At 39.0% G+C, this 23,695-nt stretch carries 24 protein-coding genes; 9 read left to right on the top strand and 15 right to left on the bottom strand.

All coding sequences use genetic code 11. The annotated features are described in order from the left end of the window. Together EA365_04785 and EA365_04780 are read right to left on the bottom strand one after the other, a co-directional pair. On the bottom strand, positions 1–299 hold a 299-nt coding region (locus tag EA365_04785), incomplete at its 3' end, for a hypothetical protein (protein TVQ46774.1). 75 nt (positions 300–374) lie between these two features. Beyond that, on the bottom strand, positions 375–959 hold the full coding sequence (locus EA365_04780; GenBank protein TVQ46773.1) for a dephospho-CoA kinase: 585 nt from the start codon (positions 957–959) through the stop codon (positions 375–377). On the opposite strand from EA365_04780, the gene EA365_04775 reads away from it, so the two are divergent. Further along, positions 958–1,263, top strand: a complete 306-nt coding sequence (locus EA365_04775; GenBank protein TVQ46772.1) for a hypothetical protein — start codon at positions 958–960, stop codon at positions 1,261–1,263. The genes EA365_04780 and EA365_04775 overlap by 2 nt on opposite strands. On the opposite strand, the gene EA365_04770 is transcribed toward EA365_04775, so the two are convergent. Both EA365_04770 and EA365_04765 read right to left on the bottom strand, forming a co-directional pair. After that, positions 1,264–1,716, bottom strand: a complete 453-nt coding sequence (locus tag EA365_04770; protein TVQ46771.1) for a molybdenum cofactor biosynthesis protein MoaE — start codon at positions 1,714–1,716, stop codon at positions 1,264–1,266. It lies immediately after the preceding gene. 7 nt (positions 1,717–1,723) lie between these two features. Beyond that, positions 1,724–2,707: an aspartate carbamoyltransferase catalytic subunit gene (locus EA365_04765; GenBank protein TVQ46770.1), complete on the bottom strand. Its 984-nt coding sequence runs from the start codon at positions 2,705–2,707 to the stop codon at positions 1,724–1,726. 48 nt (positions 2,708–2,755) lie between these two features. On the opposite strand from EA365_04765, the gene EA365_04760 reads away from it, so the two are divergent. Then, positions 2,756–3,322 carry a hypothetical protein gene (locus EA365_04760; protein TVQ46769.1) on the top strand — a complete coding sequence of 189 codons (567 nt, stop codon included), beginning with the start codon at positions 2,756–2,758 and terminating at the stop codon, positions 3,320–3,322. 73 nt (positions 3,323–3,395) lie between these two features. On the opposite strand, the gene EA365_04755 is transcribed toward EA365_04760, so the two are convergent. Next, on the bottom strand, positions 3,396–4,043 hold the full coding sequence (locus tag EA365_04755) for a pyridoxamine 5'-phosphate oxidase (protein TVQ46768.1): 648 nt from the start codon (positions 4,041–4,043) through the stop codon (positions 3,396–3,398). Continuing rightward, positions 3,983–5,050: a gfo/Idh/MocA family oxidoreductase gene (locus tag EA365_04750; protein ID TVQ46767.1), complete on the bottom strand. Its 1,068-nt coding sequence runs from the start codon at positions 5,048–5,050 to the stop codon at positions 3,983–3,985. The genes EA365_04755 and EA365_04750 overlap by 61 nt, the downstream gene beginning before the upstream one ends. Positions 5,051–5,249: 199 nt before the next feature. On the opposite strand from EA365_04750, the gene ppk1 reads away from it, so the two are divergent. The 4 genes from ppk1 (at position 5,250) to EA365_04730 (ending at position 13,681) form a co-directional block, all read left to right on the top strand. Continuing rightward, positions 5,250–7,421 (top strand): polyphosphate kinase 1, encoded by a 2,172-nt coding sequence (gene ppk1, locus EA365_04745; GenBank protein TVQ46766.1) that lies wholly within the window; start codon positions 5,250–5,252, stop codon positions 7,419–7,421. Between the two features lie 290 nt (positions 7,422–7,711). Beyond that, positions 7,712–8,932 (top strand): NAD-dependent epimerase/dehydratase family protein, encoded by a 1,221-nt coding sequence (locus EA365_04740; protein ID TVQ46765.1) that lies wholly within the window; start codon positions 7,712–7,714, stop codon positions 8,930–8,932. 132 nt (positions 8,933–9,064) lie between these two features. Continuing rightward, positions 9,065–10,660, top strand: coding sequence for a glycogen synthase (locus EA365_04735; protein ID TVQ46764.1), 1,596 nt, complete (start codon positions 9,065–9,067; stop codon positions 10,658–10,660). A 33-nt stretch (positions 10,661–10,693) separates the two neighbouring features. Next, complete coding sequence (locus tag EA365_04730; GenBank protein ID TVQ46763.1) at positions 10,694–13,681, top strand: glucosidase; 2,988 nt, start codon at positions 10,694–10,696, stop codon at positions 13,679–13,681. A 48-nt stretch (positions 13,682–13,729) separates the two neighbouring features. On the opposite strand, the gene EA365_04725 is transcribed toward EA365_04730, so the two are convergent. From EA365_04725 to hoxE, 7 genes are all read right to left on the bottom strand, one after another. Continuing rightward, complete coding sequence (locus tag EA365_04725; GenBank protein ID TVQ46762.1) at positions 13,730–15,043, bottom strand: phosphorylase kinase; 1,314 nt, start codon at positions 15,041–15,043, stop codon at positions 13,730–13,732. A 215-nt stretch (positions 15,044–15,258) separates the two neighbouring features. Continuing rightward, positions 15,259–16,683, bottom strand: coding sequence for a Ni/Fe hydrogenase subunit alpha (locus EA365_04720; protein ID TVQ46761.1), 1,425 nt, complete (start codon positions 16,681–16,683; stop codon positions 15,259–15,261). Between the two features lie 6 nt (positions 16,684–16,689). Then, positions 16,690–17,037 carry a hypothetical protein gene (locus EA365_04715; GenBank protein TVQ46760.1) on the bottom strand — a complete coding sequence of 116 codons (348 nt, stop codon included), beginning with the start codon at positions 17,035–17,037 and terminating at the stop codon, positions 16,690–16,692. A gap of 61 nt (positions 17,038–17,098) precedes the next feature. Next, the gene (locus EA365_04710) at positions 17,099–17,647 is read right to left on the bottom strand and encodes an oxidoreductase (GenBank protein ID TVQ46759.1); all 549 of its coding nucleotides are present in this window, start codon (positions 17,645–17,647) and stop codon (positions 17,099–17,101) included. Further along, the gene (hoxU, locus tag EA365_04705; GenBank protein ID TVQ46758.1) at positions 17,635–18,351 is read right to left on the bottom strand and encodes a bidirectional hydrogenase complex protein HoxU; all 717 of its coding nucleotides are present in this window, start codon (positions 18,349–18,351) and stop codon (positions 17,635–17,637) included. The genes EA365_04710 and hoxU overlap by 13 nt, the downstream gene beginning before the upstream one ends. A 17-nt stretch (positions 18,352–18,368) precedes the next feature. Next, positions 18,369–19,952: an NADH-quinone oxidoreductase subunit L gene (locus EA365_04700; GenBank protein TVQ46757.1), complete on the bottom strand. Its 1,584-nt coding sequence runs from the start codon at positions 19,950–19,952 to the stop codon at positions 18,369–18,371. 37 nt (positions 19,953–19,989) lie between these two features. Further along, positions 19,990–20,490, bottom strand: a complete 501-nt coding sequence (gene hoxE, locus EA365_04695; GenBank protein ID TVQ46756.1) for a bidirectional hydrogenase complex protein HoxE — start codon at positions 20,488–20,490, stop codon at positions 19,990–19,992. 232 nt (positions 20,491–20,722) lie between these two features. Here hoxE and EA365_04690 point away from each other — a divergent pair, with 232 nt between their 5' ends. The 3 genes from EA365_04690 to EA365_04680 all read left to right on the top strand — a co-directional run bounded on the left by EA365_04690 (position 20,723) and on the right by EA365_04680 (position 22,038). After that, positions 20,723–21,070, top strand: coding sequence for a zinc ribbon domain-containing protein (locus EA365_04690; GenBank protein ID TVQ46755.1), 348 nt, complete (start codon positions 20,723–20,725; stop codon positions 21,068–21,070). A 310-nt stretch (positions 21,071–21,380) separates the two neighbouring features. Next, positions 21,381–21,671, top strand: coding sequence for an RNA-binding protein (locus EA365_04685; GenBank protein ID TVQ46754.1), 291 nt, complete (start codon positions 21,381–21,383; stop codon positions 21,669–21,671). A 184-nt stretch (positions 21,672–21,855) separates the two neighbouring features. Next, on the top strand, positions 21,856–22,038 hold the full coding sequence (locus tag EA365_04680) for a hypothetical protein (GenBank protein TVQ46753.1): 183 nt from the start codon (positions 21,856–21,858) through the stop codon (positions 22,036–22,038). Positions 22,039–22,204: 166 nt separating this feature from the next. Here the strand turns inward: EA365_04680 and psbC are convergent, their stop codons facing one another. After that, positions 22,205–23,590 carry a photosystem II 44 kDa subunit reaction center protein gene (psbC, locus tag EA365_04675; GenBank protein ID TVQ46752.1) on the bottom strand — a complete coding sequence of 462 codons (1,386 nt, stop codon included), beginning with the start codon at positions 23,588–23,590 and terminating at the stop codon, positions 22,205–22,207. Further along, positions 23,574–23,695 (bottom strand): photosystem II D2 protein (photosystem q(a) protein) (locus EA365_04670; GenBank protein TVQ46751.1); only part of this gene is annotated, 122 nt, incomplete at its 5' end. The genes psbC and EA365_04670, both read right to left, overlap by 17 nt.

Below are 23,695 nucleotides of genomic sequence, written 5' to 3'. Positions count from 1 at the left end.
TTACCCCAATTATCCCAGTTACCCCAATTATCCCAGTTACCCCAATTATCCCAGTTACCCCAATTATTCCAATTGGACCAATATTGACTAATTTGTTGGCTATGATTATCTTTTGGATTGGGGATTTCCATTTGAGAATCTAATTCTTGTTGTAATAAAGCGGCGCGAATTTTAGCGATTCTGGTAGGAATCGTTGACTCTAAACTCATAGCTGTGGCTTGATCAGCAACAGCAGAAACTAAAACCGTTAAAACTGTGGCTGTAGTAATAACTAACCAGAGATTTATTTTAGGATTCATAATAGTTGAGGATCTTAAACTCTTTAATATATATAGTAACAAATAGCAATTTTTCTGGTCAAAACTTTACAATTTTTAATTGACTGAAATAACAGCGTCAATTTGCTTGTAGAGGTTATCAAGATTGTCTGTATTGTTTAAGATTAAATCAGCTGCTGCTATTTTTGTTTCTAAGGGTAATTGATTATTAATACGGGCGATCGCTTCAGACTTACTTAAACCATCTCTAGTTTGAATACGTTCAATTTGGCTACTTTCCTCACAAGTAACTACCCAAATCTCGTTAACTAAATCAGTCATGTTAGCTTCAAATAATAAAGGAATTACTAAAACAATAATAGGATTAGTTAAAGTGGCTACTTCAGAGATAAATTTAGCTCTAACATAGGGGTGTATTTGACTTTCTAACCAGTCTTTCTCTTGGGGTTGTGTAAAGATAATTTTTCCTAAAGCTTGTCGATTGAGATTACCATCAGGAAGTTTAACAGCATCCCCATAACGTTGATAGATAGCTTGGAGAATTGGTGAATCCATCGCTACTGCTTCACGAGCATATAAATCAGCATCGAGAATAGGTAGGTGATATTTTTGAGCTAGGTAACGAGATACGGTAGTTTTGCCCGTAGCTATTCCTCCAGTTAAACCAATTATTCTACTCATGATAAATTTAAAACAGTCAATACTAGAAAAAGTAAGAATTGTTATGACCAAAAAATTTGAATATAAAAATATTCGCTTCGATTTTAAAGGACGTGGAATTACTCAAGAAATTAACCTTCTGGATATAGATGGCAAAAGAGTAAGAGGATGGTATCAAAATACGAACGAAGTACCAACCTTACCAGAACTTTTAAATGCTGCAGGAGATGATGGTTGGGAACTAGTATCACATACCGTTAATCAAGATAATCAAGCCAATGGAGTAACCTTTCACTATTTATATTTTAAGAGGGAAATTGTCTAATTAAATCCTTTCACAAGCACCAATACTTACCCAATTACTAGATCCATCAGCCCAGTGTTCCTTTTTCCAGATAGGGGCGTTATGTTTGAGGGTATCAATAGCGTAACGACAAGCGTCAAAAGCTTCCCCTCGATGGGGACAACCTACGGCGACTAAAACACTAATCTCCCCTATCATTAATTTTCCTGTACGATGATGTATGACTAAGCGATTAGTGTCTCTCCAGGTTTGGCGAATTGTTTGCGCAATTTCTTTAAAGATTACTATAGCCATAGGTTCATAAGCTTGATATTCTAGAAAAATAACGGGTTTTCCCTCGGTTTGATTACGTACTGTACCACTCATTAAAACGATCGCCCCATTTGCTCCATCATCGGCTAGCTGATATGCTTCTGTTAGAGATAGGGGAGCGAAGGTTATTTTTAAACTATCGGGAGAATCACTATAATTCATGTTGTTTTTAACTAGCTCCACTCATCAGATATAATAAAGCCATGCGTATAGCTACACCACTGGTAACTTGTTGAGAAATTAAGCTAAATTCAGGATCATCCATTAAATCAGAACTAATCTCTACTCCTCTATTTACAGGTCCTGGATGTAAAACTTTTACACCTGGTTTAGCTCTCGACAGGCGATCGCGAGTAATGCCATAATATTGATGATATTCTCGTAAACTTGGTAAGAGGTTATCGGTCATTCTCTCTCGTTGTAATCTTAAGGTCATGATAAAATCAGCGTCAGTAAGAGCATTATCTAGACACCAATCAACCTTTAAGCATCCCGAAGCATCAGCAAGTAAATCAGCAAAATATTGAGGAACTAGAGTCGGTGGACCTGCTAAGTAAACTTGTGCACCACAACAGGTTAAACTCCAAATATTAGAACGAGCTACCCTAGAATGAAGAATATCCCCGACGATCGCGATTTTTTTGCCTTCTAAAAGCTCTAATCGGGGTTGTTTAGGATCTAAGATAGTACAGATAGTAAATAGGTCTAATAACGCTTGTGAGGGGTGTTCGTGTTGACCATCACCTGCGTTAAGGATTCCTACTCCTAAGTTTAGCCTATCCATTTCTTGGGCGATCGCTTCTGGTACTCCCGATTCACGGTGGCGAATTACAAACATATTCGCTCCCATAGCTACATAAGTTTTGGCTGTATCTAAGATAGTTTCTCCCTTGGTTAAAGAAGAACTACTTGGGGCAAAATTGAGTACATCTGCTGATAATCTTTTAGCCGCCAACTCAAAACTACTACGTGTACGTGTCGATGGTTCAAAGAATAAATTAGCGATTACTTGTCCCTGTAAGGCTGGTACTTTCTTAGTTTTACGTGACAATACTTCTTGAAAACTCAAAGCGGTTTGTAAAATTACCTCATATTCAGATTTAATAAAATCTTCTAGAGAAATAATATGACGTCGATTCCAGGTACTAGTCATTTGCGATTAATCTATAATGTCAATGCGATACTCTAAAAAATACTTATCATGAAAAAACTATTAATGACCGTTGCTTTAGTTTTTATTCCAGTTATGACTAGTTTGGCTCAAGAGCAAGGTGAACTAGTCTCCTCAGAAACAGGGGTTAGCTATGATAGATTAGCAGATTTATTATCTCAACAACAATGGCGTCGCGCTAACGATCAAACCCTTAATCTTTTATTGCAAGCTTCAGGAAGACAGACTCAAGGATGGTTGGATTTAGAGAGTTACCGCACTTTACCCTGTACTGACCTAGAGATTATCGATCGCCTTTGGGTAGAATATTCTGGTGGTCATTTTGGTTTTAGTGTCCAATTGCCTATTTTTCTAGAAACAGGTAATCAACCTGGAAGATTAATTGATGAGACTGCTTTTGAAGAATTTGGCGATCGCGTAGGTTGGCGTCAAGAAGGAGAATGGATCTTTTTTAAAGAAAACCTGATTTTTAGTTTAGACTCACCCGATGGTCATTTACCCAATCCTCGCCAAATTTACGAAGTCAGTGGTAATCGACTAGATTTTACCACCTTTGCTCAAAGATTAGTTGAGTGTAAGATTGGCGTATCTGATTAGAATTAGGAAAAATATGATATATCGGAATAATAGCACCTAAAACCTAACACCTGACACCTTCCTAGGAACTTATCTAAGGGTTAACTTGTTGACAACTCCAGTTAAAAGATTCATCTAAAGTATAGATATAGCGATTTTGGGGGTCACCTCGTAATTCTAGGTGATCTACCTCTACAGCATCTAATAATAGCAGACAAAAATTATCCAAGGGGATCTCTTTATTGATGTATAAAGGTTTAAAAGCGTCTTTATCCTCAGTTAGTGCTTGTTGAGGCTCCGGCCAAGCAAACTGTATTCTAGCTGCATCAGATAATTGTTGCCAAGCTAGAGAACGAGCTGTGCTTAAATTAGAGTCTGTATTGTCAACCGAAACTATTAACAGTTGACCACGGAGACGAAATTGTTCTCTAGTTTTAGGAAAATACCAACAGATTTCCCCCCAAGGTTGTTGAAGAATCTGTTGATATTTCTCACTACGACTATCTGTTACCATTTGCAATTGGTTAGTTTCTTCGCGGAAACCACGGAAAACAACCGTACGATTACGAGGTAGTCCATCTAATCCCAAGGTAGCTAATTGTAGATAACGAGCCGAGGGTAAACTACGATTGCGGTAGAGTGCGTGAGTGAGCAGCGATCGCCAAGGAGCAAGAACCACCACTATACTTGTTGAGTAGTAACATAATCTATAGCTTGACCTTCCCAATCGGGCTGTTTCCATACCTGATTATCTAGGGCCATTTGTTCAATTATACTAGCTAAACGTAAAGCCTTGAGGGCTTGTTCTCCACCGACTGAAGGTTGATTACCACCTCTGACACAGTTGATGAAATGTTCTAGTTCAGCGTGTAAAGGCTCTATATTACTTGTATAAACTTTTTCGATTAAACCATCTTGACGATAGAGAACTTGACCATAGTCGGTGGTATAATCTGCGGTAGTTTGACGGTGAATTAAAATATCATTATTAAGAAAATCGGCTTCAGTCAGAGAATTTTTACAATGAGCAATCAGACGACGAATTTTACGGTGAGTAACTTTACTAGCAGTAATAGTAGCAACTAAACCATTAGCAAATTGTAGAATCGCGGTGACGTAGTCTAAATTACCAGAATGCAAGGAACTATTACCAGAAGCAGTGAGTTTAATTACAGGAGAAGGAACTAACTCCATCAGTAAGTCGATGTCGTGGATCATCAAATCTAAAACCACAGAGACATCATTAGCGCGATCGGAATAAGGACTCATCCGATGAGCTTCGATCGCCAGAATTTCCTCTGTTTTGAGTACTTTACTTAATTCTTGGAAAGCGGGGTTAAAGCGTTCAATATGACCAACCTGTAAAATCGACTTAGATTCAGCTGCAGCATTAACCAGGGACTCAGCTTCCTCGATACTAGAAGCGATGGGTTTTTCAATCAAGACATGAACTCCGGCTTGTAAACATTCTATCCCGACTGGGTGATGTAAACGAGTAGGAACAGCGATACAAACCGCATCGACATGAGGTAATAAGTCTTGATAACTCTCAAAAAAGCGAATACGATATTTACTAGCTATATCTAAACCTCTTTCTACATTGATATCAGCAATTCCCACCAATTCAATATCCTTGATCAGACTTAAAACCCTGGTGTGATGTTGTCCCATATTCCCTACACCAATCACCCCGATACGTATAGGTTGGGGATTTCGCCACTGATTTTGCTGATTAAAGCCTTCTAACATATTGTATTTTAACTCCTCTACCACTTTGTTATAGATAATTTTTTATTTGGTATAACCACTCAGATAGTAGCATAGATAGAAAAAATGTAAAGAAGCTTAACAATCACATTGCTGATTTTCTTAACCAGATGATAATCTACTGCGTCTCCAAGTCAAGGTAGGATTATGTTTAAGACTGAAAAACTTAAAGTAAAAAGCTATGACTATATCTCCAGCAACTACTAGCAATATTAATCTTAACGACGCAGACTACTATTTCAACCGAGAATTAAGCTGGTTAGATTTTAACCAAAGAGTTTTAGAGGAAGCTTTAGACACTCGTACACCTTTACTAGAACGTCTTAAATTTACAGCTATTTTTAGCTCTAATTTAGACGAATTTTTCATGGTGAGAGTAGCTGGGTTAAAACAACAATTAGCCGCAGGTGTAACCCAGTTAACCTTCGATGGTAGAACTCCCGAAGAGCAACTAGAGGAAATTAGTGAACGTTTACGTCCTTTAGTCAAACAACAGAGCGAGAATTTTGAGTATAATCTGAAAACTCAGTTAGTTGATCATGGTGTTCATTTACTCAATTACGTGGATTTATCCCAAGAACAACGTAATTATCTCAAAGAATACTTTGAAGAGAATATTTTCCCTGTACTAACTCCTTTAGCGGTAGATCCTAGCCATCCTTTCCCCTACATTTCTAATTTGAGTCTAAATTTAGCAGTCTTAATGAATGATCCTGAGACTCACGAGGAACTATTTGCCAGAGTAAAAGTACCTACCAATATCTTACCTAGGTTTGTCAGTTTACCTAAAGGTTTAAGACAACCTGAACACAATGGCAAAAAATCCCTCTGGACTGGAGTTCCTCTAGAACAAATTATCGCTCATAATATAGAAGCTTTATTCCCGGGAATGAATGTTCAAGAATGTCATCCTTTTCGGGTTACTCGCAACGCTGATATCTATCTCGAAGAGGAGGAAGCTGATGATTTATTACTTGCTATTGAAGCGGAAGTGCGTAAACGTCGGGTAGGTAGAAACGCAGTTAGATTAGAAATTTACGCCTCTACTCCTAATCATATCCGCACTATGTTGATGGAAGACCTAGAACTCGAAGAAATAGACGTCTATCCCATCAATGGTTTATTAGCGTTAGGGGATTTATTTTCTTTCATGTCTTTACCCCTACCAGAGTTAAAAGATGAACCCTGGAACGCGGTATCTCATCCTCGTTTTAGTCGTCTGAGTGATCTTAATTTGCTCAATGATGCTGAAGCTACAGAAGGAGAGGATATCTTTAACGTTATTCGTGATGGAGACATTTTAGTTCATCATCCCTATCATTCTTTTGCAGGTTCAGTAGAACAGTTTATCGCACAAGCTGCTCATGATAACCAAGTTCAAGCCATTAAAATGACTCTCTACCGTACTTCGGGTGATTCTCCTATTATTAACGCCTTGATTGCAGCTGCTGAAAATGGTAAACAGGTAGTAGCCCTAGTAGAACTAAAAGCGCGTTTTGATGAGGAGAATAACATTAATTGGGCGCGTAAATTAGAACAAGCTGGAGTCCACGTGGTTTATGGTTTAGTTGGCTTAAAAACCCATACTAAAATCGTTTTAGTAGTGCGTCAAGAAAAACAGGAAATTCGCCGTTATGTCCATATTGGTACGGGTAACTATAATTCGAAAACAGCTAAACTCTATACAGATTTAGGACTATTTAGCTGTCGTCAAGATTTAGGTGCAGATTTAACGGATTTATTTAATTTCCTCACGGGTTATTCTCGCCAAAAATCTTATCGTAAACTTCTGGTTGCACCTGTAAGTATGCGTAGTCGTATGCTAGCTATGATTAAACGCGAAATAGAACATTGTCGTAGTGGTGGCACAGGTCGCATGATTATTAAGGTTAATTCTCTAGTTGATTTTGAGATGATTAAAACTCTCTATGAAGCTAGTCAAGCAGGAGTCCATATTGATTTAATTATCCGTGGTATTTGTTGTCTTCGTCCCGGTGTAGAGGGTGTCAGTGAGAATATTCGGGTTATTAGTATCATTGGTCGCTTTTTAGAACATTCTCGCATCTTTTACTTCCACAATGGTGGTAACGAAGAGATGTATATTGGGAGTGCTGACTGGATGCCACGTAATTTAGATCGTCGTGTAGAAGCGGTTACCCCTCTCGAAGATCCTGAAGTGCGTAAAGATATTCAAGAATTCCTCGGGGTGATGTTAGCAGATAATCGTCAAGCTTGGGAATTACAATCTGACGGTACTTATATACAAAGACGTCCTCAAGAAGGAGAAAAGGAACAAGGTACTCATCAAGTGATGATGGCAACTGCACTTAAATTAGCTAAGAGTATTAGTTAAACTTTTAATCCTCAAATTACCTTTTCAACTCAATTTAACCTAATGCTAGAGAAGCTGTCATATGATGCCAACTAAGCTAAAATCATTGAGAAGAAATAAGTACCGATTTATAATTATAATCTCGGAACTTTAATCTTATCCTGTGGCACTAAATAGCAGTTTCCCTAGCAATACCGATATTGGCGAGAAATTATGTTAAGATTATTTGCTAGAGTAAATATACTTAGTTTTATTCTACTTATAATTATAAATATAGCTAGTAATTAAACCTTCTGAAGGAAAAGGAGGTTATGGCTGTGGAAAGAAAACCTATCTCTCAATTCTTAACATCCCAGTGGACAGGAAAGAGGGTATTAGTGACAGGGGCTTCAGGATTTAAAGGTAGTTGGTTATGCAAGACACTTTTAGATCTGGGCGCTCAGGTGTATGCTACTATTCCCATTCACAACGTCAGACACCCCCACTCAGCTTATCAACTTTTTGGGCTAAGTCAAGATGTGGTTGAAGTTTCATTAGACATATCAGATAGCCAACTTGTTTTTGATATTATTAACACGGTAAGACCAGACGTTATTTTTCATCTTGCCGCCAAAGCTCAGGTTACCATTGCTCAGCAAGATCCTAGGAGAGCATTCATGGTAAATACTATGGGCACAATTAACTTATTAGAAGCTTGTCGACATTTAGAAATTGGAGAAAAAATATTAATCATTTCAACTGATCACGTATTTGGGGATGGTCCAATTCCCAAAGATGGGTTTGTCGAAAGTAGTCCAGTCAGTTATGCTGGACCTTACGATACATCGAAAAGCATGATGGAATTAGCTGTTCGGTGTTATCATAAAACTTACTCCTATCAATTGCCTGCTATTGGGATCACAAGAGCAGCAAATGTTTTTGGATATGGCGATACCGCACCTAGAAGAATTATTCCCCAGTTCATTAATTCCGCAGTTAAAGCTCCTCATAAAATTTTTGTGAAATATCCTTGTAATGGTCGTCAGTTTATTTATGTCAACGATATCATTGCAGGTTACATACGGGCTGCTTCATCTCTTCACGAGGGTGACCAAAAAGTTAGAACATTATCATATTTTTCTCAGGATATAGAGGATAGCAAACCTTTTACGCCAACTTTTCATTTTGCTCTATCAGATTATGACAGCTATAGCGAAAATGGGGAAACATTCATCAGAATCAGTAATCTTGCTCGAATGATTAAATCGATTGTATCGGATGTCAATTCAGACTGGTGTAAAGAGGAGGGGGTTTGCAATGTCGAAATTGATCAAGAGGGAAACATTGACTATGCACCTAATGAAAATCCTTATCAGGCAATGAATTGCTCTGATACCTTCACCCGTCTCAATTGGAAACCGCAGACATCCCTTGAAGATGGACTGAAAAAAATGGCACAATGGTTTTATATTCTGAACAAAAATGATATTTTTGAATTAAAAAAATTAATCGAAGAGGAAAGCCAAAACATTACTAAATCTCTTTTGAATTAAAGCTAACTAGCCCCGATAAAAATCTCATCTTTATTAGATCAAGATAATCAAAATGAGAAGAAAAGCCGGAAAAATAGACATAAAAAATACTGCCTAAACTCTCGGCAGAAATGTGAAATAGGTGGTTGTGTTATGAAAAACAATAATTTCTTGAATATCCTTATAGTTAGCTCAGAAAATGGAAATCTTTCAGGTGCTAAAGTGGGCGGGCTTGGGGATTTTATTAAAGACTTTTCATTTGCACTAGTAAAACAAAACTGTCACGTATCTGTTGTTATCCCTTCCTATGGATTTCTTCATAAATCACCAAATTCCCAATTTCTCGAAACTATAACTTTCCAATTTTCTGGACAGAGTGAGGAAGCTCAAATTTTTCAAGTTATATCTGAAACTTCTGATCAAGTTAAACAAATCATCATACAGCATCCAAATTTGGTTTCATTGGATGAAAATGGTCAATACGAAATTTATCACCACGACTTAGATTCAGAACCTTGTAAAACCGATGCCTCAAGATATGCTCTTTTTTGCTCCGCCGTAGCGGAGGGGATTGAACAGGGTGTTTTTGGATGTCTTGACTGTATTCACCTCAATGACTGGCATTGTGCCTGTCTTCTCATCCTCCGTGCCTATCACCCAAATTACCAAGTTTTCCGAAAAATAAGAACGGTATATACGATCAACAATTTGTCCTATCAGGGATTGCGTCCCTTTGCGGGGGATCAATCCTCTTTAGATTCGTGGTATCCAAATTTAAAATACGACAGAGATAAGCTGGCAGATCGAAGACGGTCAAACTATCTTAACCTGATGAAGGCTGGGATTAATTTAGCTGATACGATCACCACTGATTCCCCTTCCTACGCTCAAGAAATCCTCTGCCCGAGTGAAGCACCTCGTTTTTACGGTGGTGAAGGACTTGAAAAAGAGCTTTTACTAGCCTTAGAACAAGGTCGGCTCTTTGGAATTTTACTGGGATGTGAGTATCCCGCCAAACGAATTATTCCTAAGCTCACTTTTTCTGACCTTATAAATTTATTGAAATCGGAAATTATACGGTGGAAGCAAACAGCAAAAGCTCTTTACTCTAATCACTCATTGGCTTATGAACGATTAACAAAATTGAGCTATCTCTCAGACAAGCCCCCACTAATACTAACCAGCGTGTGTCGGGTTGTAGAGCAGAAACTCTATTTGATCAAGGCATCAGGAAATCAATTTAGATCCGGTCTTAGTGGAATTTTAGAGGGACTTGGAAAACAGGGAATTTACATATTACTCGGTACTGGCGAGGCAGAATATGAAGAGTTTTTGACTGAAATTGCCTCTGAATTTGACAATTTCTTGTTTCTCAACGGTTTTGGTTCGGAAGATTGTGCAGCAGCGCTATATGCCAATGGCGACCTTTTTCTGATGCCGAGTTCTTATGAACCCTGTGGCATTAGTCAGATGTTAGCTATGCGTGATGGGCAGCCTTGCCTTGTCCATAAAGTTGGTGGTTTGAAGGATACGGTTATTGACGGAGTTAATGGTTTTGTTTTTGATGGTGATTCTGTCCCAGAACAAGTGGATAACTTTGTTGCGTCTTGTCTAAAGGCGATCGAACTCAAATTGAATAATCCGACTCAATGGCAACAAATCTGTCAGAAAGCACAAAAATCTAGGTTCTTGTGGAAGGATACCGTCCTTCAATACCTAGAAAATGTTTACACTCAAAGCGTTTTTTAACTCATTGATTAAAAATAGTTAAGGAGAAAGGCCATGTCTATAAATCAAGATACCCAACAAGATAATTCTTTGATAAGAGCTCGGAAACAAACTGAAGAATACAAACGCTTACAAGAAGCTCGTAATGGTGAAAAGTGTTGGAAAAAATGGGGTCCCTATTTAAGCGATCGCCAATGGGCAACTGTCCGAGAAGATTATAGTGAAGATGGTAATGCTTGGGGCTATTTTGGTTACGATCAAGCTCGTTCTCGTGCCTACCGTTGGGGAGAAGATGGAATATTTGGAATTTCTGATGATCGTCAGCTTCTCTGTTTTGCCCTAACTCTTTGGAATGGAGAAGATGATCATCTCAAAGAAAGATTTTTTGGCTTAACAGGATTGGGTAGCTGGCCTAATGAAGGAAACCACATGGAAGATGTCAAAGAGTATTATTTTTATTTAGACAATACTCCTACTCATTCCTATATGAAGGCATTATATAAATATCCTTATAAATACCCTTATGATGAATTGACAAAAGAAAACAACACCAGATCAAAAGAAGATCCAGAATATGAGCTAATTGATACGGGATGCTTTGACGCAGGATATTTCGATGTCCTTATCGAATATGCGAAGAACTCTCCTGAAGATATTTTGATTAAAATTACAGTTTGGAATCAAGGCACTAAAGCACATAAACTCCATATTCTTCCTACTCTTTGGTTTCGCAACACTTGGTCATGGGCTAAGGATGCGAAAGCAGAAAAGGATAAATTACATTTGGAAGCTTTACCAGAGCCAATCGAAAATAATGCAGTCATTTTAGCTCATCATGAGGATTTGGGTGAATACTATCTTTACTGTCAAAATGAAATTCCTCTATTATTTACTGACAATGAAAACAATGAATATCTTTTGAACAGTCCTAATCATAGCCCTTATGTTAAGGATGGCATCAATAATTGTGTTGTGGGTCAACAGATCAAACAAGTGAATCCCTTACAAAGAGGCACAAAAGCATCTGCTCATTATATATTCACTCTCCTTCCTAAAAAACCTAAAGAAATATGGTTGCGCTTGACAAATATTTCTCCTAGTACTATTTCTGAGCCTTTTGGGTCTGATTTTGAGAAAGTTTTTGAAGACCGCAAACGAGAAGCTGACAAATTTTATGAAGTTATCACTCCTTTTTTCGTGGATAAGGAAAAAGAGGAAAAGCAAAAGCAAATGAAACAATTACAACGACAAGCATTTGCTGGAATGTTGTGGAATAAACAATTTTACTATTACATTGTTAAGGATTGGCTCAATGGAGATACAAATGGACAATCAGAACAAATTTATCCTCCTTATGAACTTACGGAAGAGATAAAAGCTCAACGAAGCTCTGTTAGAAATCAAAATTGGCAACACTTGAGCAATCAAGATATAATCTCGATGCCGGATAAATGGGAATATCCCTATTATTGTGTATGGGATTCCGCTTTTCATGCCATTACTTTTGCTTTAATTGACCCTGATTTTGCTAGAGAGCAATTAAAATTATTTACTCAGTCTCCTGACTATATGAATGAGCATAATGGACAAATACCATCCTGTGAGTTTGATTTTAGTCAGATTCATCCACCGAATATTGCCTGGGCAGCTTTAAAAATTTATGAGATAGAAGAGGAAATGTATGGTTCATCAAGTTTACAATTTTTAGTTTCAATATTTGAAAATTTACAACCGAATTTGAAATGGTGGTACGACAATAACAAGTGTAATAAATTGGGAACAATAGAATCTAAGTATCTTTTTCAAGCTGGATTTTTAGGTTTGGATAATATTTGTATAGTTGATCGGAATCAATTCATGAACAATGATACAGTGAAAATAGAACAAGTTGATGCGACCAGTTGGGCAGCAATATTCTATTTGAATATGCTCAAAATTGGGACAATGACAATGTTAAATTTACAAGGTCAACAAAAATTTGAAAAACACAAAGAAAAAGTCAAAGATTTTCTTAAAAAGTTTATCTTAATTGTACATGAAATAAACGAAATTGTTAATGAGCATCAAGCATCTTTATGGGATAAAAAGGATAATTTCTTTTATGAAGTTTTCAAAATTTCCTTAGAAAAATTTTCCCTCGAACTGCCTTTAAAATACCGCTCATGCCTAGGTTTTATTCCTATTGTAGCTGTAGAGATTTTCAAAGCTACAGAACCCAATAATTTGACTGAAATCTTGAGAGAAAATATTTCTGAATTGTTTGGTTTGCCAAGAGAGCAATTTGAGTATTTATTAGGAGAGGAAGAATATATTGATATTCGCAAGCCTGGGGAGGAGGATGAGAATCAGGAACTTGATATGTTCCTATCTATTGTTAATAAACCGAAGCTGTATCATCTTCTTGATAAGATGCTTGATGAGCCTGAATTTTTGAGTCATTATGGTATCCGTTCTCTATCTAAATTTCATGAAGAACATCCTTATCAATTAGATGGTAAAATCAATATTGCGTGGCGACCTGGTGATGTACAAACTTTCCCAATTGAAATGAAATATGAACCTGCGGAAACAAAAGTTCCTGTACATAGTACTAATTCTAATTGGCGTGGACCGATTTGGTTTCCAATTAATTTTTTGCTGATTGAGTCATTTAAAAAATTTCATGAATACTTTAATGTATGTTTACATGAAGAAAACTTTAAGGTTCTCTGTCCTTCTGTATCCCATCACAGGATTTCTCTCCAGGAAGTTGCAATTGAAATTTCTGAAAGACTCATTAATATTTTTCTGACTACGACTGAAGGAAAACGTGCAGTTTATGGAAATAATCCTAAAATTTACGATCTATTTAAAGATCCTGGAACAGGCGAACAAGACTTGATCCTATTCTACGAATATTTTAATGGGGATACAGGTCAAGGACTAGGTGCTAGTCATCAAACTGGTTGGACAGGACTCGTCGCTAATTTGATTCATCAGGTGATAAAATACGAGTACGAAAAAACTGTAGCTGAAAAAGAACAGGATCAAGTAATTCCCTAAACGGCTTCTTAACCTTTCCCCAATACTGGATAGAGCGCACCTTAATACTCAGTTGTACTCCATCATTTTCAAAGCTATACTCAAATTAGCCTGTGTCCACAAAAGAGGAGTATTGGGGTTAGGTAAATAACGACTATTTTCTAGATAGTAGAGTTCTGGGCATTTGAACTCGCCCAAGGGACAATCTTCTCCTGTAAGCTGTCCTAAAGAGCGATTGAGATAATAAATTTGCTCTTGGCGATATTTTTCTTGGCGAGTTTTTTGAAACTTGAGTCCAAAGATAATAGAAATAATCGGATCGAAAAGACACCATTGTGCCTCTTCTCCCTTTTTTAACAAGCTATCTCGCGATCCCATATCCTGGCTAAAATCAGTTGTTCGAGATTCTGCCGGAAGTTTCTGCCTATAATCAGCACACCAGTAAGAATCTCCCAGATATCGCTTAATACCGTAATCGCCTTGAAGGTTATTAATGACATCTCGAAGAATTTGCTCTCCTATCTCATCATCAATCACTTGTAGAGGATAAATCAAAAAAAGCAATGCTGCATCATAACGTCTTTTTTTAGTTTCTGGTTGAATGCACTCTGCAGGTAGAATATGATTGAGAACAATTGTTCCCTGAGCAATTAACTTGTTCAAAAACTGAATCCTAACAGGGATATCCTGATATTGACAGGCAGGAACAAGAATATTTTCCTTAAGGAGTAGTTGTTTGAGTTCTTTAAGTCCTGCTATCACCACACCAATACTAGATGCTTCTACTTTTGGTTCTTCTTCCCAGTGACCGTTATCTTCATCATCCCAGTAACGAATTGCCTGAAAGTAAAAGGGAAAAAGTGCTAGGATTTCTAAATCTTCTGGCTGAAGTTTTAGATACCCTTCGTTAGCTAGCTTGCAGTAGAACCAGAGAAAATATCCCAAGGCATCGTTTTGTGAGTGTCCCCATTGTTGATCGAGTTCCGCCAAATTAATGCCATCAAATCTAATATGAGGACGTTCCATTGCCTGACCTGAATCTACTTCAGCTTCAATCACTCTTTCAAAACGCGATTGAAACTTTTTGAAGTAATCCATTAACGAGGTTACGTTCCTAATCGCTACATCAGTTTCTCCCCGAACATAGAGAGCATGAGCTATGTGTATATTGTCTCTTATCCACACTTTATCATATCCAGTTGATTCGATTTCTTTTTTTAAAATTGCTGCTGAGAATAATCCCGTTTCCAACTCAGGAAAATTGAAAGTTTCTTGCTGTTGTAAAAATTCAAAAATAGTGGAGATATCCTCTAAAAAATAGCTTGATTTAATCAAATCTAGAAGTTTTAAGCTATTAATGATTAATCTTTGATGTCTTAACATTGCTAAAATTTCTAAGAGGGGTATGGCTAGTGGTGCTTTAGCTTATTTTTCTAAATTTTAATAAGTACTATAGCACTACGCGCAGGCAGTTCTAATACTTATTTTGACTCTGATGAAAGATGTGAGGAAAAGGCTTTTCAAGGCAAAAGTAAATATGTAATATAATATATAGAAATAATAACCCCTAACCCCGAACTCCTTTCCTCACTTTGGTATTAATCGCGATAAATCTGCTTGATGACTGTACCATCAGGAGAAATTAACTCTAGATGTAGAGGCATTTGTCCTGCTGCGTGAGTAGAACAAGATAAGCAAGGATCGTAACAACGAATACCCGCTTCTACACGATTTAACATCCCTTCGGTAATTTCTGAACCATGAATATAATGTTTAGCTATTTGAGTAATAGTTTTATTCATAGCCAGATTATTATTACCAGTAGCGATAATCAGGTTAACTTTTTCGATTAAACCATTGTCATTAACTTGATAATGATGGAACAGAGTACCCCTGGGGGCTTCACTAACACCGATCGCGTTAAGATTATTAACTCCTCCTACAGCGCGAACTCTAGGGGAGAGAAGATCAGGGTCATCCATTAAGCGGGCGATACGTTCTAAACAACCGAGAATTTCTACCAAACGAGCGTAATGATAGAAGAAAGAAGAGGTAGCCACTCCACCTGCGCGATCGCGGAGTTCTTGTAATTCCCTGTCGGCGGCTTCTGTACCAAAACCTGAACAGACATTAATTCTAGCTAAAGGTCCAACGCGATAGATACCGTCGGGGTAACCCAAGGGTTTATAGTAGGGAAATTTCAGATAAGACCAATTTTCTACAGATTCACCAATAAAGTCTTGATAGTTATCTTCACTAAGGTTATCGGCGACGATATTTCCTTCACTATCACTAAAGCGTAAGTGACCGTCATAATGTTCCCATTCACCTGTAGGACTAACTAAACCCATGAATAGTGAGGGAAACTTACCAAAGTTTTCTACCTCTGTTTGAAAATCATCCAGGAGATTTTTAAATAAATCTAGGGCTAGATTAATGGTAGCAAAAGATTCCGGGAGACGTTCTACGATCCAGGCGCGACTTTCAGGAGAGAGAGGCGATCTCACTCCTCCAGGTACTGTCCAAGCTGCGTGTATTTTGCGCGCGCCGAGTAATTCAATAATGGTTTGTCCAAATTGACGTAAACGGATACCTGCGCGGGCTAAATCGGGGTTAGCGGCGATTAAACCGAAGACATTGCGTTTAGCTGGATCGCTATCCCACCCCAACAGAAAATCGGGACTACTGAGGTGGAAAAAGGAGAGTGCGTGAGATTGGGTAATTTGTCCAAGATTCATTAAACGGCGTAATTTAACAGCCGCTGTAGGGATTTGGACGGCGAGAATTTTATCTCCTGTTTTAGCTGCTGCTAGGAGGTGAGAAACGGGACAAATTCCACAGATTCTAGCGGTAATTCCCGCCATTTCTGTAAAAGGTCTCCCCTCACAAAATTTTTCAAAGCCTCTATATTCTACGACGTGAAAGCGAGCGTCTGAGACTTCTCCTTGATCATCGAGAAAGACGGAGATTTTGGCGTGACCTTCGATCCGCGTAATCGGATCTATAACTACAGTTTTACTCATGATAGATTACTGAGGTACATAACGATTGATACAAGTACTAACGATTTCTTGAAATGCTGGGGGAAGAGGTTGACCTTCGGCGACTTGGCGATCGATTGTTTCAAACTGTTCAAAAGTGTACATATTTTGTATTTCGTAAATATAACAACTACAAATATTTTGAGCTAGTTGAAACTCTACACCATCACTTGTAGCTGCTTCTGTACAGCTATTGATAAAACCTGAGACAACTTCTGGAGAATATTGATTAACTGGTTGTTGCTTGTTAACAAGACCAAGAGCACTACTTTGGGGAAGTAATAAACCTAGTAAGGAAATAACAAGAGTAGGAATTGGTCTAGTGATCATGGTCATATTTTTTACTAAATGCGTCTTTTCTAGGATAATGCCCAAGAGAAAGTTAACGCATTTTGATTCAACCAAACTTAATCATTTCGCGACCCTGCATTAGAGGTTGTTCTCCTTTGAGTAGGGGTTCAAGGGTAGCGCGAATACGATTAGCATCAGGGGGACAACCCGGCATATAAATATCTACAGGAACAATTTCATGGACTGGGAGAACTTGTTCGAGTAATTCTGGGACGATACCTGGTTCATGGGGTAATTGACGTTGCAGGTCACCTAATTCTAGGTAAGCGCGTTTGAGTACTGGTTCTGCTCCACCTAACATATTGCGCATCGCTGGTACGTTAGCGGTTACCGCACAATCCCCAAAAGAGATCAGGGTTTTAGTATTTTTTCTGACGATGTGAATCAGTTCGAGGTTATCTTCGTTGGCTATACCACCTTCAACTAGACAGACATCTACGTTTTCGGGGTAGATTTTTAAATCACATCCTACGGGACTATAAACTACTTCTACCTGTTCTGCTAGTTCTATAAGCCATTCGTCTAGGTCTAAAAAAGACATATGACAACCAGAACAACCTGCTAACCAAACGGTGGCGAATTTTATCTTATCCATTGTTGTTTTTTCCTTGCTGTGACTAAGAAATCGAGTAAACCGGGATCGCTGTCTTTTTCTCCTGTGGTTTCTCCTTTATGGAAGATAGCACCTGTGGGACAAGCTTGCACACATTTCCCACAAGAGGTACAGGAGTTAACTTCTCCCCAGGGTTGGTCTAAACCTGAGATGACATAACATTTTTCACCGCGATTAGCTACATCCCAGACGTGTGCTCCTTCTATTTCGGCGCAGACGCGTACACAACGGGTACAGAGGATACAACGGTTATGATCGATGGCAAAACTCGAATGAGAGATGTCTATGGGGCGATCGGGGAAGCGATAGGAGAAGCGGGAATGATCCATGCCTACGGTAACTGCCATATCTTGCAATTCACAAGCCCCATTGGCGACACAAACGGAACAGACGTGATTACCTTCGGAAAAGAGTAATTCTACTGTCATTTTGCGATATTCTCGCAGTTTGTCTGTTTCTGTGTTTACTTCCATGCCTTCGGCTACTTCAGTAACACAGGCAGGGAGTAGTTTATTAATCCCTTTGATTTCTACTAAGCAAAGACGACAAGCCCCAACGTCTGAGACTCCTTCGAGATGACAGAGAGTGGGTATAGTAATACCTGCTTGTTTAGCCGCTTCGAGAATGGTAGCCCCTGCTTCGACAGCGACGGGAGTATCATTGATCGTAAGAGTTTTAACTGACATTTTTTCTCCTGTGGTGATTATTTGATTAGGGCTAAGTATTCTTCTCGGAAATAGCGCCAAGTACTTAAGACTGGATTAGGTGCGGTTTGTCCTAGTCCACAAAGACTAGTTTCTTTAACCATCTGACAGAGAGATTCCATGAGTTCTAAGTCTTGGGTTGTGGCTCGTTTGTCGAGTAATTTAGTTAAGAGGTTATGGAGTTGTACTGTACCTGTTCGACAGGGTATGCACTTACCACAGGTTTCTTCACGACAAAATTCCATGTAAAATTGAGCTACTTCTACCATGCTGGTATCTTGATCCATGACTACCATTCCTCCTGAACCCATCATCGAACCGATTTTAATCAAGGAATCGTAGTCAACTGGGGTATCTAGTAGTGAAGCGGGGATGCAACCTCCTGATGGTCCTCCTGTTTGCACGGCTTTGACTTCTCCATCAGGTACTCCCCCACCCATTTCTATAACTATTTCTCTGAGAGTAATTCCCATGGGTACTTCTATCAGTCCGTTGTTTTGGATTTTCCCTGTGAGGGCAAAGATTTTTGTACCTTTACTGTTATCTGTACCGATACTGGCGTACCAGTCTGCACCTTTGGTGATAATGGCTTTAATGTTGGCGAAACTTTCTACGTTGTTAATTAGGGTGGGACAGCCTCTGAGTCCTGTTTGGGCGGGATAAGGTGGACGGGGACGAGGGTTTCCTCTTCCTCCTTCGATGGAGTGTATTAAGGCTGTTTCTTCCCCACAAACAAATGCTCCTGCACCAATGCGAATGTCTATTTTGAAGTCAAAGGGAGATTCAAATATTTGTGCTCCTAATACCCCGTTTTGTTTGGCTTGTTGGATTGCTCTTTGTAGTCTTTTAATGGCTAGGGGATATTCAGCCCGCACGTATATATATCCATGGTTTGCTCCTACTGCGTACCCGGCGATCGCCATTCCTTCTAAGACTAAATGGGGATCACTCTCTAGTACGCTACGATCCATGAATGCTCCTGGATCTCCTTCGTCTGCGTTACAGATAATATATTTTTGGTTACCTGGCATTTTGGCTACGGTTGCCCATTTTAAACCTGTGGGGTAACCTCCCCCTCCTCTTCCTCTGAGTCCACTTTTGGTGATTTCTTCTACTACTGTGGCTGGGGTCATTTCGTAGAGGGCTTTATAAAGGGCTTGATACCCTCCTACTGCTATATATTCTTCTATGCGTTCGGGATCAATTTCCCCGCTATGTTGTCTGACTATACGCATTTGACGGGCAAAGAAGGGATGATCGGGATCTCCTTCTACTGCTGTTGCTGTACCTCCTGCGAGAGCGTCAATAATACTTTCTGCGTCCGCTGGAGTTACTTCTTCGTATAGTTTCCGTTGTGGTTCTACTTGTACTAGTGGACCTCTGCCACAGAAGCCCATACAACCTACTCCTATGACTTCTGCGCGATCGCCCAAACCTTTCTTCTCGATCGCTTTTTTCAGGTTGTCTTTAACTTGTAATGATTCTGCGGCTTGACATCCTGTTGAAGTGCAACAATGGAGTCTGATTTCTTTTTGTCTTTGTTTTTCTTGCTCTGCTATTGCTTGTAGTTTTGTTAAATCCATGTTCTTCTCCTCTCTACTGTTTAAAACAGTGGTGTTATTATTCTCCTTTGAGCTCTTCTATTTTTGCCCAAGTGCTCTGTGGATCTAGTTTTCCTGCTACGGTGCCATCAAACACTACCGCAGGGGCAATGCCACAAGCTCCTATACATCTGGCTGACAAAAGTGATACTTGACCATCTGCTGAGGTTTCCCCTACTTTTACTCCTAATTTTTCTTCGAGATTGGCGATAATTTTTCCTGCTCCTTTTACGTAACAAGCTGTACCCATACAGACGATACAGGTATGAACTCCACCTGGTTTTAAGGAGAACAGATGATAAAATGTCGCTACCCCATATACTTGAGATAGGGGTAATTTTAGTCCTCTGGCTATATATGTCAAGACGTCTTCTTCTAGATAACCGAAGGATTCTTGGGCTTTGTGTAATACTTCTATTAAGCCTTCGGGATTTCCGTTATGGCGTTTGAGGGTTACGTCGATGACTTTGAAGCGTTTATCGACTTTAGCTTCTTTTTTGGCTGGGGTTGTGGCAACCATTGACTCTATTCCTTTTTGCTATTTTTAAATTGCCTAAAAAGCAATGTATTTGACTTTTTCCCCAATCATTTAACAACTTAATTATTGTTTAATGATTGACTCTGATACAGTCTCCGTTTAAGTTTGACTTTATTGCTGAGATTATTGATTTTAAGTTTTCTACTAAGCTTTATTTAAGCATCTTAATTAGTAAGAATTGCTAAAATATCAAAAAGATTTAAGATTTGCTGTTATGTTAACTTGTCCTCACTGTACTCAAAAAATCTCAGCAGAGATGGTCACTTGTCCTTCTTGTCGGAAACCTCTTAAAGCTTTTGGTCATCCTGGGATCCCTTTACACTACGCTGACTCCACAGAGTATTTATGCGATCGCTGTCTCTACCATCAGGATGATACCTGTACTTTTCCCCAACGTCCTTACGCTCAAACCTGTACCCTTTATCAAGACGCTTCTGAGGAATTTAAACCTGATTCTGTAGCTAAAAAACCACTAAAATATTGGTTAAATAAGTATAAAGGCTTATTATTACTGTCTATTTTACTCTTATTAAGTCTGATTCTGACTTTAACCGCTAATTGATTTGTAAAAAACTTGCTAAGAACAAATAATTAATGCTATATTTAAATAGACCGAGAATGAATAGCGATGCTAAAGTGACAATTCAATATTGATTAGGGCTACTGACAGTTTAGTGGTTTCGTGAACTCTAGAAATTTATGCTACGTAGTAGATTTATATAGTGGTCTAGGGGTTGAGCGGTTACTCAAATTGAGTTAGCGAGAATAAAAAATTTTTGTAGATTTCTCCGAAATGTTCCTTTTCTAGTATTGATCAGCTTTTGTCCGTTTATTTCTCCACTTTCCCCGACAGTTAAAGGAACAATCGATTTATGTCAATTTATGTAGGCAACCTCAGCTATAAAGTCACCGATAATGATCTAAATGAGGTATTTGCTGATTACGGAACCGTAAAAAGAGTGCATATCCCCACAGACCGTGATACAGGTCGTCCTAGAGGTTTTGCATTTGTAGAAATGGAAACAGATGCAGAAGAAGATGCAGCGATAACTGCTCTGGATGGAGCAGAGTGGATGAGTCGTGAGATCAAAGTTAACAAAGCTAAACCACCTGAAAAAAGAAAAACTTTTGGTGGTGGTGAACGCAGACAAAATCGTTACTAAGCTTAATGATCTTGTTGGCGTAAGACTAGACTTCTAATTTAAAGGTAGAGCTAAAACAGCGCCAACGCTTTGATATAATTTTAGTTAAGGTTTCAACTAATGTGACTAGAGACTATCGTTATATCCCTCTTGCTAAAGAGATTGATTCTAATAAGCTTCGTAGTCCTATTAAGAGGTAATGACAATGGCAAAACGCCGCAATGCGAAAAAAGAAAAAGCGGCTCGTAACAAAATCAATGCAAGACAGTTTCGTAAGAAAACTAACCGCTATACTTCTAAGAATAGAAGGTTCTCAGATAACCGCAAGCCAGGTTCTGAAGAGGATACAAATCAGGATCAGTTATCAAGAGATCAGGATGTGATCTAGAGACCGTCATCAATATTAGCTTATATCGACCATTGCTTTCTGCAGTGGTTATTTTTTTTATGTAGCGCTAAAAGTAGCATTTAGTATAGAAAAATATAACTTAACACCTATACCCTTACTAATCCCCCACTTTAAAAGTAGGGGATTGTGTAGAAAGAAACAAGAATTAATCGAGTTCTTTCATTGCTAGTACAGGTTCAGTCTTGCGGTCGATACCTTTTTCAAAACCAGCTACAGCAGCGCGAGCGCGACCTGCATGCCAAAGGTGACCAACTAAGAAAAAGAAGCCTAAGATAAAGTGAGAACCAGCTAACCACTGACGTAGGTTAACGAAGTTGAAAGAGTTAGGCTCAGTAATAATACCACCAACTGAGTTGATAGAACCATTAGGAGCGTGAGTCATGTACTCAGAAGCGCGGCGAATTTGCCAAGGTTGAATGTCATTTCTGAGTTTATCTAAGTCAAGACCATTAGGTCCACGTAGGGGCTCTAACCAAGGACCACGGAAGTCCCAGAAGCGCATGGTTTCACCACCGAAGATGATTTCACCAGTAGGAGAGCGCATGAGATATTTACCTAGACCGGTAGGACCTTGAGAAGAAGCGATATTAGCACCTAATTTTTGGTCACGAACTAGGAAGATAAAAGATTGAGATTGAGAAGATTCGGCGTTAGTAGGTCCATAGAATTCGCTAGGATAAGCGGTGTTGTTGAACCAAACATAAGCAGCAGCGATAAAGCCCATTAAGGATAAAGCGCCTAAGCTGTAGGAGAGGTAAGCTTCACCGGACCAGATGAAAGCACGACGTACCCAACCAAAAGGTCTGGTTAAGATATGCCAAATACCACCACCGATACAAATCAAACCGATCCAGATGTGACCGCCGATGATGTCTTCCATGTTGTTAACACCGATGATCCAACCCTCACCACCAAAAGGTGCTTTGAGTAGATAACCAAAGATGATCGCGGGATTGAGAGTAGGATTAGTAATGACTCTGACGTCACCACCACCAGGAGCCCAAGTATCATAGACACCACCGAAGAACATAGCTTTGAACACTAGTAATAGTGCACCACAGCCCAGTAAAATTAGGTGATAACCAATGATATTGGTCATTTGATTTTTGTCTTTCCAGTCATAACCAAAGAAGCTCGAGTATTCTTCTAAGGTTTCAGGACCGCGTAAAGCGTGATAAATACCGCCTAAACCTAAGACAGCGGAGGAGATGAGGTGTAAAACACCAACGACAAAGTAAGGGTAGGTATCGATAACTTCACCACCAGGACCTACTCCCCAACCGAGAGTAGCTAGGTGAGGAATTAAGATCATACCTTGCTCGTACATAGGCTTTTCTGGTACATAGTGAGCGACTTCAAATAAAGTCATTGCACCAGTCCAGAAGACGATTAAGCCTGCGTGAGCTACGTGAGCACCTAGTAGTTTACCGGATAGATTGATTAAGCGAGCGTTACCAGACCACCAGGCGAAGCCTGTAGAATCTAGGTCGCGTCCTGCTCCAGCTAAATTAGCGTTAGAGAGCGTTACCACGTGGGAGTACCTCCTCTGGGAATACAAATTGTTCGTGGGGTTGGTCAAACGGAGCCATCCAAGCTCTTAGACCTTCGTTTAGTAAGATGTTTTTGGTATAAAAGG

Source organism: Gloeocapsa sp. DLM2.Bin57, assembly GCA_007693955.1.
Lineage (GTDB): Bacteria > Cyanobacteriota > Cyanobacteriia > Cyanobacteriales > Gloeocapsaceae > Gloeocapsa.
The sequence above is the reverse complement of the archived record's forward strand: the minus strand, read 5'-3'. Positions and strand labels throughout refer to the sequence as shown.